15 protein-coding genes and 1 tRNA gene are annotated in these 16,828 nt (G+C 73.1%); 9 read left to right on the top strand and 7 right to left on the bottom strand.

Annotated features, from left to right (window positions below; genetic code table 11):
• Window positions 1–22: 22 nt before the first annotated feature.
• Window positions 23–1,684 carry a helicase-associated domain-containing protein gene (locus E3O41_RS03135; protein WP_067027474.1) on the bottom strand — a complete coding sequence of 554 codons (1,662 nt, stop codon included), beginning with the start codon at window positions 1,682–1,684 and terminating at the stop codon, window positions 23–25.
• Window positions 1,685–1,696: 12 nt separating this feature from the next.
• Window positions 1,697–1,972: a multidrug ABC transporter ATPase gene (locus E3O41_RS03140; RefSeq protein WP_067027471.1), complete on the bottom strand. Its 276-nt coding sequence runs from the start codon at window positions 1,970–1,972 to the stop codon at window positions 1,697–1,699.
• A gap of 108 nt (window positions 1,973–2,080) precedes the next feature.
• Here E3O41_RS03140 and E3O41_RS03145 point away from each other — a divergent pair, with 108 nt between their 5' ends.
• Window positions 2,081–2,461, top strand: coding sequence for a cold-shock protein (locus E3O41_RS03145; protein WP_067027469.1), 381 nt, complete (start codon window positions 2,081–2,083; stop codon window positions 2,459–2,461).
• Window positions 2,445–3,203 carry a DUF3027 domain-containing protein gene (locus tag E3O41_RS03150; protein ID WP_083991016.1) on the top strand — a complete coding sequence of 253 codons (759 nt, stop codon included), beginning with the start codon at window positions 2,445–2,447 and terminating at the stop codon, window positions 3,201–3,203. Before E3O41_RS03145 ends, E3O41_RS03150 begins: the two co-directional genes overlap by 17 nt.
• Window positions 3,204–3,375: 172 nt before the next feature.
• On the opposite strand, the gene serC is transcribed toward E3O41_RS03150, so the two are convergent.
• Window positions 3,376–4,485, bottom strand: a complete 1,110-nt coding sequence (gene serC, locus E3O41_RS03155; protein WP_067027467.1) for a phosphoserine transaminase — start codon at window positions 4,483–4,485, stop codon at window positions 3,376–3,378.
• A gap of 123 nt (window positions 4,486–4,608) precedes the next feature.
• On the opposite strand from serC, the gene E3O41_RS03160 reads away from it, so the two are divergent.
• The 5 genes from E3O41_RS03160 (at window position 4,609) to E3O41_RS03180 (ending at window position 12,628) form a co-directional block, all read left to right on the top strand.
• A complete protein-coding gene (locus tag E3O41_RS03160; protein WP_067027465.1) occupies window positions 4,609–5,307 on the top strand; it encodes an iron-dependent transcriptional repressor DtxR in 699 nt (232 codons plus the stop codon).
• A 236-nt stretch (window positions 5,308–5,543) separates the two neighbouring features.
• On the top strand, window positions 5,544–6,389 hold the full coding sequence (locus tag E3O41_RS03165) for a M23 family metallopeptidase (protein WP_067027463.1): 846 nt from the start codon (window positions 5,544–5,546) through the stop codon (window positions 6,387–6,389).
• A 363-nt stretch (window positions 6,390–6,752) separates the two neighbouring features.
• Window positions 6,753–7,250 carry an HNH endonuclease gene (locus E3O41_RS03170; protein ID WP_067027460.1) on the top strand — a complete coding sequence of 166 codons (498 nt, stop codon included), beginning with the start codon at window positions 6,753–6,755 and terminating at the stop codon, window positions 7,248–7,250.
• Window positions 7,251–7,331: 81 nt separating this feature from the next.
• Complete coding sequence (locus E3O41_RS03175) at window positions 7,332–11,270, top strand: Pls/PosA family non-ribosomal peptide synthetase (protein WP_135012013.1); 3,939 nt, start codon at window positions 7,332–7,334, stop codon at window positions 11,268–11,270.
• Window positions 11,222–12,628, top strand: a complete 1,407-nt coding sequence (locus tag E3O41_RS03180) for a M1 family metallopeptidase (protein WP_244927265.1) — start codon at window positions 11,222–11,224, stop codon at window positions 12,626–12,628. The genes E3O41_RS03175 and E3O41_RS03180 overlap by 49 nt, the downstream gene beginning before the upstream one ends.
• Here E3O41_RS03180 and E3O41_RS03185 read toward each other — a convergent pair.
• The 4 genes from E3O41_RS03185 to E3O41_RS03200 all read right to left on the bottom strand — a co-directional run bounded on the left by E3O41_RS03185 (window position 12,585) and on the right by E3O41_RS03200 (window position 14,661).
• A complete protein-coding gene (locus E3O41_RS03185) occupies window positions 12,585–13,124 on the bottom strand; it encodes a 4'-phosphopantetheinyl transferase family protein (protein ID WP_067027456.1) in 540 nt (179 codons plus the stop codon). The genes E3O41_RS03180 and E3O41_RS03185 overlap by 44 nt on opposite strands.
• Before the next feature lie 29 nt (window positions 13,125–13,153).
• A tRNA-Arg gene (locus tag E3O41_RS03190) sits at window positions 13,154–13,229 on the bottom strand.
• Between the two features lie 109 nt (window positions 13,230–13,338).
• Window positions 13,339–13,680, bottom strand: a complete 342-nt coding sequence (locus E3O41_RS03195; RefSeq protein ID WP_067027454.1) for a histone-like nucleoid-structuring protein Lsr2 — start codon at window positions 13,678–13,680, stop codon at window positions 13,339–13,341.
• A gap of 129 nt (window positions 13,681–13,809) precedes the next feature.
• Window positions 13,810–14,661 (bottom strand): LuxR C-terminal-related transcriptional regulator, encoded by an 852-nt coding sequence (locus tag E3O41_RS03200; protein ID WP_067027452.1) that lies wholly within the window; start codon window positions 14,659–14,661, stop codon window positions 13,810–13,812.
• Between the two features lie 167 nt (window positions 14,662–14,828).
• Between E3O41_RS03200 and E3O41_RS03205 the strand changes: the two genes are divergently transcribed.
• Both E3O41_RS03205 and E3O41_RS03210 read left to right on the top strand, forming a co-directional pair.
• Window positions 14,829–15,173 carry a DUF485 domain-containing protein gene (locus E3O41_RS03205; RefSeq protein ID WP_067027450.1) on the top strand — a complete coding sequence of 115 codons (345 nt, stop codon included), beginning with the start codon at window positions 14,829–14,831 and terminating at the stop codon, window positions 15,171–15,173.
• On the top strand, window positions 15,170–16,789 hold the full coding sequence (locus E3O41_RS03210) for a solute symporter family protein (protein ID WP_067027448.1): 1,620 nt from the start codon (window positions 15,170–15,172) through the stop codon (window positions 16,787–16,789). Before E3O41_RS03205 ends, E3O41_RS03210 begins: the two co-directional genes overlap by 4 nt.
• The last annotated feature ends 39 nt before the right edge of the window (window positions 16,790–16,828 follow it).

A 16,828-nucleotide genomic window follows, 5' to 3' on the forward strand; every position in this document is an offset into this window, starting at 1 on the left:
TACGCGACGCCCGGCGACCTCTCTAGGGCCGGCGGACCGAGGCGATCGATCGGATCGGCAGGGTGCGCTCCACGTCGGCGCCGCGGTCGAGGCCGCGCAGGCGGCCGCCGCCGAGGCCGGTCGCCTCGAGCGTGAACTCGCGCGTCGAGCCGTCGGGGAGCGAGACCGCCACGATGAGGGTGGCCTTCTCGCGCACGGCGGCGTCGAGCTCGCGTTCGAGCCACGCCGCATCGGCATCGCCCGACTCCGACTCGCGCAGGCGGGCGATGAGCGGCGCGTAGCGATCGGTCTCCGGGCGCTCGTCGCCGGCGAGGCGCTCGCGGCGCAGCGCCACGGTCTCGCCCTCGTCATCGATCACGACCACGGGGTAGCGCGCGTCGGCCAGCGCCCAGTACACGGCCGATCGCTCGGCGCGGGTGCGCAGCAGCCGGCCGTCGGGCACGAGCCCGATCGCGCGGAGCGCCTGGTCGACGGCGATCGTGTCGAGCAGCTGGTGGTCGCGGCTCGAGACGATGGTGTGGCCGGTGGCGGGATCGAGCGAGACGCGCACGAGTCCGTGCCGCTCGGCCGTGCGCTCGATGAGGTACGCCAGGGGCTGCGGCAGGCCCGTGAGCGAGAGCGCGGAGAGGAACTCGCGGATCCCCTCGGCGGTCTCGCCCGCCGACAGGGCCTGGCCGATCGACGCCTCGGTGAAGCGGTAGGTCGAGGCCTGGGCGTGCGACTCGCGCACGGCCATGCCCCGCAGCCGCACGTCGAGCGCGGGCGCGAGCGGCCCTGGTGAGATCGCCGTGAGATCGTTCTGCAGGAACACGCGATCGACCTCGTGCGGCAGCAGCGCCAGCAGGGCGGAGGGGTCCGGCTCGTCGCCGCGGCGCAGCGGGGCGGCCCACGCGGGCTCGCCGCCGTCCTCGGCCCGCAGCCCCACCAGGTGCCACAGCTGCGTCCAGCGCGCGGCCTGCGCGGGCCACTCGGGATCGAGCGGGTAGGCGTCGGCCCACAGCGCCGGATCGGCCCACCCGCGGCCGCGCCGCAGCCCGGCCGGCAGCGCCTCGCGCAGCCCCGCCGCCAGCGACGCCCACCGCTCACCGGTGGGCCGGGTGATCCATTCGGCGCCGGCGGACGTCACGAGCCAGCGGCGATCCTCGCCCCGCAGCAGGCCCGCCAGCTCGGCCGCGCGGACCAGGGCGTCGGCCTCGTCGACGTCGCGGGCGAGCTCCTCCTGCACGAGCCGCTTGCGCTCGGTGGCGGCCAGGCCCGAGGCGACGCGCCCCAGCGGTACGCGCAGGGCATCGATGAGCAGGTCGGCCAGCGCGGTCGTGGCGGTGAACGCGCGCTCGGCGGCATGGGCGGCCGCGTCGTCGGAGGCCGCGGCGGGCTCGCTGGGCGGCGTGGGAGAGGTCTCGGCGGGAAGCGCGGCCGCGACGGCGGCGAACGGGCGGCCGTCGGCGTCGGTCAGCCCGAGATGCTCGGGTCCGGTGCCGCCGCTCAGGGTGTGCAGGTCGTCACGCGGCAGAGCGCGCAGCGCGGCCGCGATCGAGGTGGGCTCGAGCAGCGCCTCGGCGGCATCGAACCAGCTGCGCCACGCCACGTGGCTCGAGACCCGGCGCGCCGCGAGCAGAGCGGCGATCTCCCCGTCCCCTCTGGCGGCGAGACGCTCCGCGAGCGTGCGCGCTTCGGCTACCACGCGATCCGGACCTCAGGACCGCTGGTCCGTCGCCCGTCCCTTTCGGATGATCGACATGATCAGCAGGGCGAAGATGAGGACGAATCCCACGGGGAGTCCGATCATCGGGACCGTGGCGACCACGGGCCACGCCCCTCGGCCGAAGTCCTCGGCCTCGAGGCCCGCGGCGTCGGCGATCAGCAGGGCGAAGAAGCATCCCACCGACAGCACGATGACGCCCAGGGACATGAACGTCAGGATCCGATCGATGCGACGGACCGGCGTCTCGTCGGGTTTCGCGCTGCTCATCGAGTACAGAATACGCGCCGCCGCGGGATGGGTACGCTTGAGGGAGCGGACGCGTCGATCGACGTCGTCCGCTCACGATTCCACGATCGCTTCGACAAGAGGTATTCCATGCCCACCGGCAAGGTCAGGTTCTACGACGAGGACAAGGGCTTCGGCTTCATCGCGTCCGACGACGGCCAGGACGTCTTCCTGCACGCGTCGGCGCTGCCCTCCGGCGCGGTCATGAAGCAGGGTGTGCGCGTGGAGTTCGGCGTCGCCGACGGCCGCAAGGGCCCCCAGGCGCTGTCGGTGCGGGTGCTCGACACGCCGCCGACGCGCGTCAAGCCGAACCGGAAGAAGCCCGAGGACATGGCGGTGATCCTGGAGGATCTCGTCAAGCTGCTCGACGGTGTGGGCGAGGATCTGCGTCGCGGCCACTACCCGTCGAACTCGCACGCTCGCAAGGCCGCCGCCGTGCTGCGGAAGGTCGCCGATGAGCTCGACGTCTGAGACCCCCGACGAGGCCGAGGTCGAGGTGACCGCGGCCGAGGCGCAGCCGACGGAGGCACCCGAGACCCCCGCCGCGGAGCCCGAGGCGTCCGCCGCCGACGCGGAGCCCGCCGCCGACGCGGAGCCGACCCGGGTTATCCCCGACGCGCGGCTGCTCGAGGCCCACGATCTCGCGCTCGAGGCGCTGCGCGAGATCACCCCGGCATCGTCGATCGGCGCGCCCGCGGGCCACCGCGTGGAGCCGGACGGCGTCGTCTCGCTGCTCTTCGAGAACACGATGCGCGGTTACCCGGGCTGGTACTGGACGGTGTCGCTGGCCGTGGTCGAGGACGCCGAGCCCACCGTGCTCGAGGCCGAGCTGCTGCCGGGCGAGGGCGCGCTCCTCGCGCCGGAGTGGGTGCCGTGGGCGGTGCGCCTGAAGGAGTACCAGGCGGCGCAGGCCGCGGCGGCCGAGGCCGAGGCGAACCGCGGCGACGACGAGACCGCGGACGATCTCGACGCCGACGAGGACGACGACGATCTCGACGAGGACGACCTCGACGACGAGCTGGACGACGAGGACTTCGACGCCGACGCCACGCCGATCCTGCACTCGGGAGACGTCGACGGCGTCGACATCGACGAGCTGGATGAGTCCGACGAGGACGACTCCGACGACGACGAGTCCAACGACGAGGACTCGGACGACGACGACTCGGACGACGAGTCCGATGACGACGAGTCCGACGACGAGGACGAGTGACCGCGTCGGGGAAGTGACCCCGCGCTCTCGGCTCCGCTTCGCTGCGCGCGAGCCGTCTCTGTTCGCTTTGCCCCGTCGACGAGCCCGTGGTGGTCGCGGCCCGCACCGGTTGCGGAACGGAGCGGCGAAGCCGCGGAGATGAAGCGACCAGCGAAACCCCGCGCGCCGCGGGTCAGCGCGCGGCGAGCACGAAGTCGAGGCTGCGGATGAGCTGGCGCACGTCGTCGGGCTCGACCGAGACGAACGTCGCGATGCGCAGTTGGTTGCGCCCGAGCTTGCGGTAGGGCTCGGTGTCGACGATGCCGTTGGCACGGAGCGTCTTGGCGACCGCGGCGGCGTCGACGGACTCGTCGAAGTCGATCGTGACCACCACGGGGGAGCGGTGCGCCGGATCGGTGACGAACGGCGTGGCCACGGGCGAGGCCTCGGCCCAGTCGTACAGCGCCTGCGACGACTCGCGCGTGCGGGCATCGGCCCACGTGAGGCCGCCGTTGTCGAGGATCCAGCCGAGCTGGCTGTCGAGCAGGTGCAGCGTCGACAGGGCCGGGGTGTTGTAGGTCTGGTTCAGGCGCGAGTTGCTCAGCGCGGTGACCAGGCTGAGCGACTCGGGGATGTAGCGGCCGCTCGCGCCGATGCGCTCGATGCGTTCGATCGCGGCGGGCGAGACCGCCGCCAGCCACAGTCCGCCGTCCGAACCGAGGTTCTTCTGCGGGGCGAAGTAGTAGACGTCGGCCTGCGTGGCGTCGAAGTCGATGCCGCCCGCGGCGCTCGTCGCGTCGATCACCGTGAGCGCGCCCTCATCGCCCGCGACGCGCGCGACGGGAGCGGTGGCACCCGTCGACGTCTCGTTGTGCGGCCACGCATACACGTCGACGCCCGCCACCGGCTCGGGGCTCGCGATCGTGCCCGGCTCGGCCTTGCGCACGTCGGGCGCCTCGAGCCACGGGGCGGCCGCGGCGGCGGCGAACTTGCCGCCGAACTCGCCGAAGGTGAGGTTCTGGCTGCGCTTCTCGATGAGGCCGAACGCCGCGGCGTCCCAGAACGCCGTCGAGCCGCCGTTGCCGAGGATGATCTCGTAGCCGTCGGGCAGGCGGAACAGCGCCGCGAGACGCTCGCGCACGCTGCCGACGAGGTCCTTCACGGGGGCCTGGCGATGCGAGGTCCCCAGCAGCGTCCGGCCGACCGCGGCGAGCGCGGCGACCTGCTCCTCGCGGACCTTCGACGGCCCGCACCCGAAGCGGCCGTCGGCGGGCAGGAGATCGGCGGGGATCGTGAGCGTCATGCCCCCCATCGTAGGACCGCCGGGCGGGGCCCGCCGACGCCGGACGAGGCGGGCGGGCGCGCCGGGGGAGGTGTGCCGGCCGGTAGGCTGGAGGGCAGAATCGCGCGCGCCGGAGGCCCCCACATGACCGACCTGATCGACACCACGGAGATGTACCTTCGCACCATCCTCGAGCTCGAGGAGGAGAACATCGTGCCGCTGCGCGCGCGCATCTCCGAGCGCCTCGGCCACTCGGGCCCCACGGTGTCGCAGACGATCGGCCGCATGGAGCGCGACGGGCTCGTGCACGTGGCGGAGGACCGCCACCTCGAGCTCTCGGAGGCGGGACGCCAGAAGGCGATCGACGTGATGCGCAAGCACCGTCTCGCCGAGCGCCTGCTCAGTGACGTCATCGGCCTCGACTGGGCGTACGTCCACGAGGAGGCGTGCCGCTGGGAGCACGTCATGAGCGAGCAGGTGGAGCGCCGGCTCATCGAGCTGCTCGGCAGCCCCACGGAGTCGCCGTACGGCAACCCGATCCCGGGCCTCGACCTGATCGGCGGCGAGCCGAGTCGCGACTTCGACGAGGGCGTCGTGGGCCTGGTGAAGGCGATGGACGCCAACGGCGGCGAGCTGCAGGGCACCGTCCGCCGGCTGGCGGAGCCCGCGCAGGTGGATCCGGAGCTGCTCGAGCAGCTGCGCAACGCGGGCGTGGTCCCGGGCGCGACCGGCGACTTCCGCTACTCCGAGGGCTACGTGCTGATGCAGATGGAGGGCAGCGAGCAGGCGCTCGAGCTGCCGGTGGAGCTCGCCTCGCACATCTTCCTCGTCGCCGCGCGGTGAGACCGTCGTCCCCACGTTGCGTGGGGACCCTGGGGACCCGACGGGGATCCTCTCAACCTGAGCGTGACAATTTCGTTATCTTCCCGTAGGGTGGGGGGATCCTGACGCGCACGTGTCGGGAGACGTACTGCAAGCAATCGCCCCCACGGCTCGTCCTTCTTGCAGTTCCACTGTTCGACGACCAGTGCTGACGAGCCGGCGCGCACCCTGAGCGCGGGGCGACGGAGGACCACGTCTTGACCCAGAAGCCCAACTCCGCGGACCTACCCGAGTCCTCGGACCTCAGCACCACGCCGAAGCGCGACACCGCACCGGTGAAGCGACTTCGGCGAAGCGACATCCGTCGCGCCGAGCGCGCCCTGCGCGGACCCCGCCCGAAGGTCCGCCCCCTGCGCGCCGCCGGCACGATGGCCGCCGTGCTTGCCCTGCTGGCCGGCGTCGCCATCCCGGCGTACGCCGCCACCCAGGCCGGCACCGAGCAGGTGACCGCCCACGAGGTCGCCGAGGCCGACGCCCAGACCCTCAAGGTCGACGACGCCGCGACCGCCTCGTCGCTCAGCGCCGGCGACTACTCGGCCACCACGATGGCCGAGATCGAAGAGAAGAAGGCCGCGGCCGAGGCCGCCGAGCGCGCCAAGCAGCTCGCGGCCATGGCGAGCACCGCGTCGGTGTACACCGGCGCCGCGCTGCCCGACAAGCCCACCGAGGGCGTCGTGTTCCCGCTCCCGGCCGGGTCGTACTCGGTCGGTCGTGGTCTCGGCGACTCCGGCTACCACCAGGGCCAGGACCTGCTGGCCGGCACGGGCACCCCGATCTTCGCGATCGCCGACGGCGTGGTCTCGTCCACCGCCTGCTGCGGCGCGTACGGCAACGTCGTCTTCGTGAACCACAACGTGGGCGGCAACGCCGTCGAGACGCGCTCGGCGCACATGTCGTCGATCGCCGTCGCTCCGGGCCAGGCCGTCACGGCCGGCCAGGTCATCGGCTACGTCGGCTCGACCGGCCGCTCGACCGCCCCGCACCTGCACATCGAGATCCGCGTCAACGGCGGGCTGGTCAGCCCGATCGCCTGGCTGCCCTGACCTCCGCGTCCGAGGCCCCGGCGGATCCGTCCGCCGGGGCCTCGTCGTCTGCGCGTGCCGACACGCCCGGGATCGTTCACGGTGCGGACGGCTCTCCCGTCACCTGCACGCGCTATCCTGACCCCGTCACCGCGCGAAAGCGAAGGGGAGAGCCGATGCAACGAATACCTCGCATCCGAACCGTGGATGCGCTCGGGCGTTACGTGCTTCGGCATCGTGTGCACACGATGCGCGGGTCGTCCGCGTGCCAAAGGCGCTGTCTATGAGACAGCGCCTTTTTTCGTGTCTGCACGCCGTCGCCGAGCGCGGTGTCGCGGATTCGAGTGCCCGGAAGCCGTCCGGGCCCTGCCGAAGGGACACTGCATGCGCACTCTGGTGTTGAACGCGGGCTACGAGCCGCTCGCCGTCGTCTCGTTCAAGCGGGCGCTCGTGCTCGTCATGAACGAGAAGGCGAGCATCGTCGAGCGGATCGAGGACGAGCCCGTGTGGGGCACGAGCGCGACCTACGAGCGGCCGGCGGTGATCGTGCTGAGCCGGTACGTGCGGGTGCCGGGAGGGCGCCGCGTGCCGGTCACCCGCCGGGGCGTGCTGCGCCGCGATGCCCACCGCTGCGGGTACTGCGGCAAGGCGGCCACGACGATCGACCACATCCTGCCGCGCTCGCGCGGCGGCGCCGACTCGTGGGAGAACCTCGTGGCGGCCTGCCTGCGCTGCAACAACATCAAGAGCGACCGCACTCCCCAGGAGATGGGCTGGGAGTTGCGCGTGACGCCGCGCCCGCCCCGTGGCGGCGCCTGGACCGTGCGCGGCGTCGAGCGCGGCGACCCGCGCTGGGAGCCGTACCTGGCCCTCGCCGCCTGATCCGGTTCACCCTCGCCCGGTAGAGTCTGCACCCGCGCCGTCGGGCGCGATCCGCGGACGAGAACGAGTGAGGCCGGCCCCGTGACCACCGACAACCCCGGTCCCTTCGATCGCAGCCGCGAGGCCCCGGACCCCCGCACGCTCATCGACGTGCTCGCCGCGACGACGGCGCGGCATCCCGATGCGTCGGCGATCGAGGACGAGGCCGGCGCGCTCAGCTACCGCGAGCTGCTGGCCCTCGTGTGGCGCACCGCCGCGCGGCTGCACGAGCAGGGCGTGCGCCGCGGCGATCGCGTCGGCGTGCGCATGCCGTCGGGCGGGCGCGAGCTGTATGTGGCGATCCTCGGGATCATGGCGGCGGGGGCCGCGTACGTGCCGGTCGACGCGGACGACCCGCAGGAGCGCGCCGACCTCGTCTTCGGCGAGGCGGGCGTGCGCGGCGTGATCGGCGCCGACGGCTTCGTGCCCGCCGACGCCGCGACGGCCTCGGGGCTCTTCGAGGGCGACGACCCGCACCCGGCGACCAATGCCCTGCCGATCGTGCCGCCGCCGACGGTCGACGACGACGCCTGGATCATCTTCACCTCCGGCTCCACCGGCGTGCCCAAGGGCGTGGCGGTCTCGCACCGATCGGCCGCGGCCTTCGTCGACGCCGAGGCGCGCCTGTTCCTGCAGGATGCCCCGCTCGGTCCCGGCGACCGCGTGCTGGCCGGCCTGTCGGTGGCCTTCGACGCCTCGTGCGAGGAGATGTGGCTCGCGTGGCGGCACGGTGCGTGTCTCGTGCCCGCGCCGCGCGCGCTCGTGCGCTCCGGCGAGGACCTCGGCCCGTGGCTGGTCGGCCATGGCATCACGGTGGTCTCGACCGTGCCGACCCTGGCGGCGCTGTGGCCGCAGGACGCGATCGAGAACCTGCGCCTGCTGATCTTCGGCGGCGAGGCGCTGCCGCCCGAGCTGGCCGTGCGCCTGGCGAGCGAGGAGCGCGAGGTCTGGAACACCTACGGCCCCACCGAGGCCACCGTCGTCGCCTGCGCCGCGCGGATGGACGGCGCGGCGCTGCGCGCGGGGGAGCCCGTGCGGATCGGCCTGCCGCTCGACGGCTGGGCCCTGGCGATCGTCGACGGCGAGGGCCTGCCGGTCGCGGAGGGCGAGGTCGGCGAGCTGATCATCGGCGGCGTCGGGCTGGCGCGGTACCTCGACCCCGCGAAGGACGCCGAGAAGTACGCGCCGATGCCCACGCTCGGCTGGGAGCGCGCGTATCGCTCCGGCGACCTCGTGCGCGCCGAGGCGGCGGGCATCGTGTTCCAGGGGCGCGCCGACGACCAGGTCAAGATCGGCGGCCGGCGCATCGAGCTCGGCGAGGTGGAGGCCGCCCTGCAGGGGCTCACCGCCGTGTCGGCCGCGACGGTGGTGGTGCAGCGCTCGGAGGGCGGCGTGCCGCTGCTCGTGGGCTACGTGGTGCCGACCGAGGGCTTCGACCGCCAGACCGCCCGCGCCGAGCTCGCGGAGACCCTGCCGGCACCGCTCATCCCCGTGCTGGCGGTGATGGACGAGCTGCCCGTGCGCACCTCGGGCAAGGTCGACAAGGCCGCCCTGCCGTGGCCGCTCGACGCGGGCGACCCGGCCGATTCGGGCCTGTCCGGCACGCCGGCCTGGCTCGCGGAGCAGTGGCTCGGCGTGCTCGGCGTGCGCCCGGTCGACGAGAAGGCCGACTTCTTCCAGCTCGGCGGCGGATCGCTCGCCGCCGCTCAGCTCGTCTCGCGGATCCGCACGCGGGCGCCCGAGTTCACCATGGCCGACGTCTACGACCTGCCGCGCCTGGGCCAGATGGCCGCCGCGGTCGAGGCCGCATCGGGCGATGCGGCGGAGCCGGCCGTTGCCGCCCCGCCCACGCCGCTGCGGATGCAGTGGGTGCAGACGCTGCTGGGGGCGCCCCTGCTGGCGCTCTCGGGCGCGCGCTGGATCGTGTGGCTCCTCGCCGCCAGCTGGGTGCTGCGGCGGTGGCCGGGCTTCGATGCCCTGCCCGACGCCCCGGGCTGGGCGATCCTCCTCGGCATCGTGCTGTTCGCCACGCCGTTCGGGCGCATGGCGATCGCCGCGCTCGCCGCCCGGCTGCTGCTGTCCGGCGTGCGGGCCGGGGACCATCCGCGGGGCGGCGCGGTGCATCTGCGGCTGTGGCTGGCCGAGCAGATCGCGCACCAGATCGATCCTGTCGGCATGGCCGGCGCGCCCTGGGTGACGTACTACGCCCGCGCGCTGGGCGCGAAGATCGGCGAGGGCGTCGACCTGCACACCATGCCGCCCGTCACGGGCATGCTCCAGGTGGGGGCGGGCGCCGCGATCGAGCCCGAGGTGGACCTGAGCGGGTACTGGATCGACGGCGACACCGTGCGCATCGGCGCCATCCGCATCGGCGCCGATGCCACGATCGGCTCGCGCAGCACGCTGGCGCCGGGCGCGCGCATCGGCCGCGGCGCCGAGGTCGCCCCGGGCTCGGCGGTGTTCGGGCGCGTCAAGGCCGGGCAGCGATGGGCGGGATCTCCCGCCGTGCGGGTGGGCGGAGCGTCCGCACCGCTCGCCGGCCACCGCCCGCCGGCACCGCGCCGCTGGCTCTGGGCGTATGCGGCGTCGTCGGCGGCCCTGGGCCTGCTGCCCCTGGTGGCGTTCGCGGCCGGCGCGCTCGTGCTCGCCGGCGGGTTCCGGGGCGCGGCGACGCTGGGCGAGGCCGTGCCGGGGCTGCTCGCCTGGCTCATCCCCGCCGTGCTCGTGACGGGCCTCGTGTTCGCCGGGGCCGTGGTGGTGCTCGTGCGCGTGCTGTCGATCGGCCTCACCGAGGGCGTGCATCCCGTCCGCAGCCGCGTGGCGTGGCAGGCCTGGACGATCGAGCGCCTGCTCGACTCGGCGCGCACCCTGCTGTTCCCGCTGTACTCGAGCCTGTTCACGCCCGTGTGGCTGCGGTTGCTGGGCGCCAAGGTGGGCCGCGAGGTCGAGGCGTCGACCGTGCTGCTCATCCCGTCCATGACCACGATCGACGACGGCGCGTTCCTCGCCGACGACACCATGGTCGCCACCTACGAGCTGCGCGGCGGCTGGATGCGACTGGCGGCGGCGCGGATCGGCAAGCGCGCGTTCCTGGGGAACTCCGGCCTCGCCGGCGCCGGCCACCGCGTGCCCAAGAACGCGCTCGTGGCCGTGCTGTCGGTCGCCCCCGAGAAGGCCAAGGCCGGCTCCTCGTGGCTCGGCTCGCCGGCCGTGCGGCTGCGCCGCGTCGTGAACGAGGCCGACCTGGAGCGCACGTACCGGCCCCGCACCTCGCTGCGCATCGCCCGCGCGCTGTGGGAGCTGTGCCGTGTCGTGCCCGTGGTGGTGACCTGCGGCCTCGGCGTGGCGGTGATGCTCGCCCTCGCCTGGGTGATCGAGCAGGCGGGCCTCGTCGTGGGAGTGCTCACCTCGGGCATCGTGCTGCTCGTGGCGGGCGCCGTCGCGGCGGCGATCACGACGGCCGCGAAGTGGATCATCGTCGGGCCGATCCGCGCGGGCGAGCACCCGCTGTGGTCGGGCTTCGTGTGGCGCACCGAGGTGTCCGACACCTTCACCGAGATGCTCGCGGCGCCGTGGTTCGCCAACGCCGCGTCGGGCACGCCGGCGCTCGCCGTGTGGCTGCGCTCGCTCGGCGCGCGGATCGGCCGGGGCGTGTGGACCGAGAGCTACTGGCTGCCCGAGCCCGACCTCGTGCGGCTCGGCGACGGCGCCACGGTGAACCGCGGCTGCGTGGTGCAGACGCATCTGTTCCATGATCGAGTGATGAGCACCGACACCGTCACCCTCGAACCCGGCGCCACGCTCGGCCCGCACAGTGTGATCCTGCCGGCCGCGACGATCGCCCAGGCGGCGACGGTGGGGCCGGCGTCGCTCGTCATGCGCGGCGAATCGGTGCCGGCCGGGAGCCGGTGGAGCGGCAATCCGATCGGGCCGTGGCGCGCCGTGAAGGTGCGCCCGTACCAGGCGGCGGCGCGCGCATGAAGCCCGACGCCTATACGCCGCAGAGCGGCGACGCGAACCTGCGGATCGATCACTACGACCTCTCGCTGGACTACAAGATCGGCACCAACCGCCTCAGCGGCGTCGCGACGATCACGGGCCGGGTGCGCGAGCGCACGAAGTCGGTCTCGTTCGACCTGGTGGGGCTGCACGTCAAGAAGGTGAAGGCGGCGCGGGGCCTGGGGGCGACCTTCCGCCAGACCGGGCTGAAGGTCAAGGTCACCTTCGGGCGCAGCCTGGAACCCGACGAGCCGTTCACGCTCACGGTGTCGTACTCGGGCTCGCCGCACCCCCGCGGATCGCGCTGGGGGACGATCGGCTGGGAGGAGCTCGAGGACGGCGTCCTCGTCGCCTCGCAGCCCACCGGCGCCCCCACCTGGTTCCCGTGCAACGACGTGCCGCGCGACAAGGCCACGTACCGGATCGAGATCACCACCGACCTCGACTACGTGGTCGTCGCGGCCGTTCCCGGCACGAGCCGGGCCTCGCGCGGCCGCCGCACATGGGCCTTCGACCTCGACGTGCCCACGGCCACCTACCTCGTCGCGCTCCACATCGGCCGCTATACGCGGCGCGAGATCACCCTCGGCGGCGTCCGCGGGGCGCTGGCGTACCCCCGGGCGCTCGAGGCGCGGGTGCAGGCCGACTTCGCCGAGCTGCCCCGCATGGTCGAGGTGTTCGAGCGCGCGTTCGGGCCGTACCCGCTGCCCGGCTACACGGTCGTGGTCACGCCCGACGAGCTGGAGATCCCGCTCGAGGCCCAGGGCATGGCGGTGTTCGGCGCGAATCACATCGATGGCGCGGGCGGGCTGGAGCGCCTGGTGGCGCACGAGCTCGCGCACCAGTGGTTCGGCAACAGCGTCGGGGTGCAGCGCTGGCGCGACATCTGGCTGAACGAGGGCTTCGCCTGCTACGCGGAGTGGATCTGGTCGGAGAGCTCCGGCGGTCCGGGCGCGCACGCCCTGGCGCTGGGCTACCGCGCGGAGCTGGCGCGGCAGCCGCGCGATCTCGTGCTCGCCGATCCCGGCCCCGACCGGATGTTCGACGACCGCGTCTACAAGCGAGGCGCGCTCGCACTCCACGCCCTGCGCCTCACCGTGGGCGATGACGCGTTCTTCGACATCCTGCGCGCATGGACGTCCCGCTGGCGCGGAGGCGCCGCCAAGACCGCCCACTTCCTCGCGCTGTGCGAGGAGCTCGCCGGCGAGGATGCCGTCGCGGTGCTGCGGCACTGGCTCGACGACACGGTGCTGCCGCGGCTGCCCGAGGGGCCGGAAGGCGTCGACGCGGCGGTGCTCAGCGAGTCGCTCGAGGCGGGCGGGCTGCGACAGCGAGGCTGACGACGAGCCCGGCGGGGGAGGGCACGTCGATGAGCGCGATCGGATCGGCCCGTCCCGGCACGCGGGCCGCGTCGCCGTCGAGCCGCACCGCGTCGGGCGGCACGCGCAGGCCGCGCCCGTCGGCCTTGAGGGCCGCCTCGATGCGGGTCCACTCGCGCAGCGAGGGCGGCGGGTCGACGAGATTCGACAGCTCCGTGAGGATCGTGCCGGCCGCGCCCGGCTCCGCGTCGATGCCGACCGCTGACACGCGCGCGCTCGGCGCGCCCGCCGCGACGACGAGACCGCCCGCGTAGGCGGCGCTCAGCACCACGGGGGCGCCGAGCGCGACGGGCGCGCCGTGATCGGTGCCGCCGCAGACCGCGCAGCGCCGGCCGACGCGCGCGTCGGCGCCGGGGGCCAGGCGCGCGATCAGGGCGCCAAGCAGCGCGTCGGCCGAGGCCGACCGGTCGGCCGACGCCTCGGCGTGCGCCACGAGGACCTCACCGATGCGCCGCATCCGCTCCCCGCTTCGCCGAAGGCCCGATGTGGTGCCCCTGACTGGACTCGAACCAGCGACGCACGGTTTAGGAAACCGACGCTCTATCCACTGAGCTACAGGGGCGTCGCCCTCCAGCCTAACCGGGAGCGGGTGGCGGCCGGGGCCGCAGACGACGAGGGGCGGGTGGAAGGATCCACCCGCCCCTCGGCTCTCGGTCGCCGTGGTTGTCCGGTCAGTGAGCGGCCTCGTAGGCCTCGAGCACATTGGCCGGCACGCGGCCCCGCTCGGAGACCGTGTAGCCGTTCGCCTTGGCCCACTCGCGGACGGGGCCGTAGTCGGTCTGGCCGCCGCGGCGGCGGGTCTTGGGGGCCGCCGAGGTCGCGGATCCACCCGCGCGGCGGCCGGCCGAGATATAGGGTTCGAGCGCCTCGCGAAGCGTCGCGGCGTTCTCGGCCGTCAGGTCGATTTCGTAGCTCTTTCCGTCGAGCGCGAAAAGCACCGTCTCACCCTCGCCGGGTTCCAGGACGGTGCCATCGAGATCGTCGACGAGCTGATGCACGATTTTGCGGGCCATGCACAGGAAGATATCACCGTATCGGTGGAATGCGCGTGCATTACGCGCGAATTGCCGCGTCGAAAGAGCCGGTGAATGCGATATCGCCTTTGCGCTCTTTCGGGCAATTGCCGCGGGCCGCGAATAGGGTCAGGGCAACAGGCCCGCGCGGCGCGCGCGTGCCACGGCCGCGTGGCGGGTGGAGGCGTCGAGCTTCGACATCGCCGAGCCGAGGTACGCCTTCACGGTGCCCTCCTTCAGGCCCAGGTGCTCGGCGATCTCCGCGTTCGTCTCGCCGAGCGCGGCGCGCGCGAGCACATCGGTCTCGCGCCGCGACAGCGTGACGCCGGCCGCGTCGCCGTCGGCCGGTCGCGCGACCCCGGACAGGCCCGCCAGGCGCCGTTCCACCTCCTCGAGCCGCGCGCGCAGCTCGGGGTCGCCCACGGCGGCCGAGATCCGCCGCAGCTCGGCGTAGCTCTCGCGCAGCTCCTCCTGGTGCGCGGGCGGCAGGGCCGGCGCCGGCGCCGGGGCCAGCGCGAGCCGCCGCTGCACCTCGTCGCGGATGCGCAGCTCGGCGGCGACCTCCTCGGCCACCTTCACGGCGGGCGCCGTGGCGACCCCGCCGATGTTCCACCGCCCCCACGCCCCGCCGTACAGCACGCCGCGGGCGCGGCCCTCGACGACGATCGGCACCGCGAGGAGGGTGCCGATGCCCTCGCCGAGGATCCAGCGGTCGTAGTCGTGGGTGATCTGCGTGGCGGTGCCGTAGTCGCCGGTCATGCGGGGCCGCAGCTCGCGCATGGCGCGGCCGCCGAGCCCCCGCTCGATGCGCACGGCCAGTCCGTCCAGCGCGTTCGTGTGCGCGCCGACGATGGAGCCCACGGCCGCGATGTCGTGGTCGATGAATCCGCCGAAGGCGATGGGGAATCGCGTGCGACGGGCCAGCTCCCGCACCGCGCGATCGAGCAGCTCGTCGCGGGGGGACGGTGTCTCGGTCTTCACGATGGCCTCGCTCTCGCGGCAGCAGCGCCGCGTACCGACTTTCGGGGGTGACGGCCGGGCCGCCGCCTTCGTAGCATCCGAAGCTACCACCGGCCGCGCGTGCGCGCGCCCGGGCGGCGGCATACCGACGTGCCGCCGCACACCCGACCATGTGGCAAGGAGGCCCCATGACCGACCCCTCGACCGGCGCACGAAGCGCCATCGACTACATCGCGGAGGAGAACTCCCCGCGATTCCGCGAACTGAAGCGCGCGCACCGCAGCTTCGTGTTCCCCCTCGCGGTGTTCTTTCTCGTCTGGTACTTCGTCTACGTGCTGCTCGCCGGCTGGGCGCCCGAGTTCATGGCGATCAAGCTCATCGGCGACTTCAACGTGGGCCTGCTGATCGGCCTGGGCCAGTTCGTGACGACGTTCGCGATCACCATGGCCTACGTCCGGTTCGCGAACCGCCGGCTCGACCCGATGTCGGCCGCCATCCGTGAGGACCTCGAGAAGCAGGAGGCCGGCGCATGAACGCGACCGCTCTGATCGTGCCCGCCGCCGTCACCCCCACCGCGTCGGACAACAATCCGGTGCTCAACATCTCGATCTTCGCGGCCTTCGTCGCGGTGACGCTGTTCATCGTGATCCGCGCCTCGCGCAACAACAAGTCGGCGGCGGATTTCTATGCCGGCGGCCGCGCGTTCTCGGGTCCGCAGAACGGTTTCGCGATCGCGGGCGATTACCTGTCGGCGGCGTCCTTCCTCGGAATCGTCGGCGCGATCGCGGTGAATGGATACGACGGATTCCTCTATTCGATCGGATTCCTCGTCGCGTGGCTTGTGGCGCTGCTGCTCGTGGCCGAGCTCATGCGCAATACCGGCAAGTTCACGATGGCCGATGTGCTCTCGTTCCGCCTCAAGCAGCGCCCCGTGCGCATGGCGGCGGCGATCTCGACCCTCGTGGTGTGCTTCTTCTACCTGCTGGCGCAGATGGCCGGCGCGGGCGGGCTCGTCTCGCTGCTGCTGGGCATCGACGACGAGGTCGGCACCGCCGTCGTGGTCACGGTGGTCGGCGTGCTCATGGTCGGCTACGTGCTGATCGGCGGCATGAAGGGAACCACCTGGGTGCAGATCGTCAAGGCGTTCCTGCTCATCGGCGGCGCCATCATCATGACCATCTGGGTGCTCGTCATCCACGGGTTCAACTTCAACGAGCTGCTCGGCGCGGCCGTGGCGGCGTCGCCGGACGGCGAGTCCGTGCTCAACCCGGGCCTGCAGTACACCAACCCGATCGACTTCCTCTCGCTGGGTCTCGCGCTGGTCCTCGGCACCGCGGGCCTGCCGCACGTGCTGATGCGCTTCTACACCGTGCCCACGGCGAAGGAGGCCCGTCGCTCGGTGGTGTGGGCGATCTGGCTGATCGGCCTGTTCTACCTGCTCACGCTGGTGCTCGGCTATGGCGCCGGCGCGCTCGTGGGCGAGGAGACGATCCTCGGCTCGCCCGGCGGCGTGAACTCGGCGGCGCCGCTGCTCGCGCAGGCGCTCGGCGGGTCGGTGCTCATGGGCATCATCTCGGCCGTCGCGTTCGCGACGATCCTCGCGGTCGTTGCGGGCCTGACGATCACCGCCGCGGCGTCGTTCTCGCACGACATCTACAACGGCGTGATCAAGCGCGGCACGGCGACCGAGCGGCAGGAGCGCAAGGTCGCCAACATCACGATCCTCGTGATCGGTGCCGTCGCGATCATCGGCGGCATCGCGGTGCTCGGCCAGAACGTGGCGTTCCTCGTGGCGCTGGCGTTCGCGATCGCGGCCTCGGCCAACCTGCCGACGATCCTGTACTCGCTGTTCTGGCGCGGCTTCACCACCCGCGGCGCCGTGTGGAGCATGTACGGCGGCCTCGGCACGGCGATCGTGCTGATCGCGCTGTCGCCCGTGTTCTGGGGCACGCCCACCAGCGTGTTCGGCGAGACGGGCGTGGCGATCTGGCCGCTGAGCAACCCGGGCATCGTGTCGATCCCGGTCGGCTTCCTGCTCGGCTGGATCGGTTCGATCACCTCGAGGGGTTCGGAGGACCCGCGCGTCGCCGCCGAGATGGAGGTGCGCTCGCTCACCGGCCACGGCGCCGAGAAGGCGGTGCACCACTAGTCACACGGACCAAGGCCCCGCGGAGCGACGCTTCGCGGG

The sequence above is a fragment of the Microbacterium sediminis genome, from assembly GCF_004564075.1.
Classification (GTDB): Bacteria; Actinomycetota; Actinomycetes; order Actinomycetales; family Microbacteriaceae; genus Microbacterium; species Microbacterium sediminis.

Coding starts and splice junctions, on each gene's coding strand:
- E3O41_RS03140 (WP_067027471.1), bottom strand. CDS start 1,972: ATGAGCAGCGCGAAACCCGACGAGACGCCGGTCCGTCGCATCGATCGG.
- E3O41_RS03145 (WP_067027469.1), top strand. CDS start 2,081: ATGCCCACCGGCAAGGTCAGGTTCTACGACGAGGACAAGGGCTTCGGC.
- E3O41_RS03150 (WP_083991016.1), top strand. CDS start 2,445: ATGAGCTCGACGTCTGAGACCCCCGACGAGGCCGAGGTCGAGGTGACC.
- serC (WP_067027467.1), bottom strand. CDS start 4,485: ATGACGCTCACGATCCCCGCCGATCTCCTGCCCGCCGACGGCCGCTTC.
- E3O41_RS03160 (WP_067027465.1), top strand. CDS start 4,609: ATGACCGACCTGATCGACACCACGGAGATGTACCTTCGCACCATCCTC.
- E3O41_RS03170 (WP_067027460.1), top strand. CDS start 6,753: ATGCGCACTCTGGTGTTGAACGCGGGCTACGAGCCGCTCGCCGTCGTC.
- E3O41_RS03185 (WP_067027456.1), bottom strand. CDS start 13,124: ATGCGGCGCATCGGTGAGGTCCTCGTGGCGCACGCCGAGGCGTCGGCC.
- E3O41_RS03195 (WP_067027454.1), bottom strand. CDS start 13,680: ATGGCCCGCAAAATCGTGCATCAGCTCGTCGACGATCTCGATGGCACC.
- E3O41_RS03205 (WP_067027450.1), top strand. CDS start 14,829: ATGACCGACCCCTCGACCGGCGCACGAAGCGCCATCGACTACATCGCG.
- E3O41_RS03210 (WP_067027448.1), top strand. CDS start 15,170: ATGAACGCGACCGCTCTGATCGTGCCCGCCGCCGTCACCCCCACCGCG.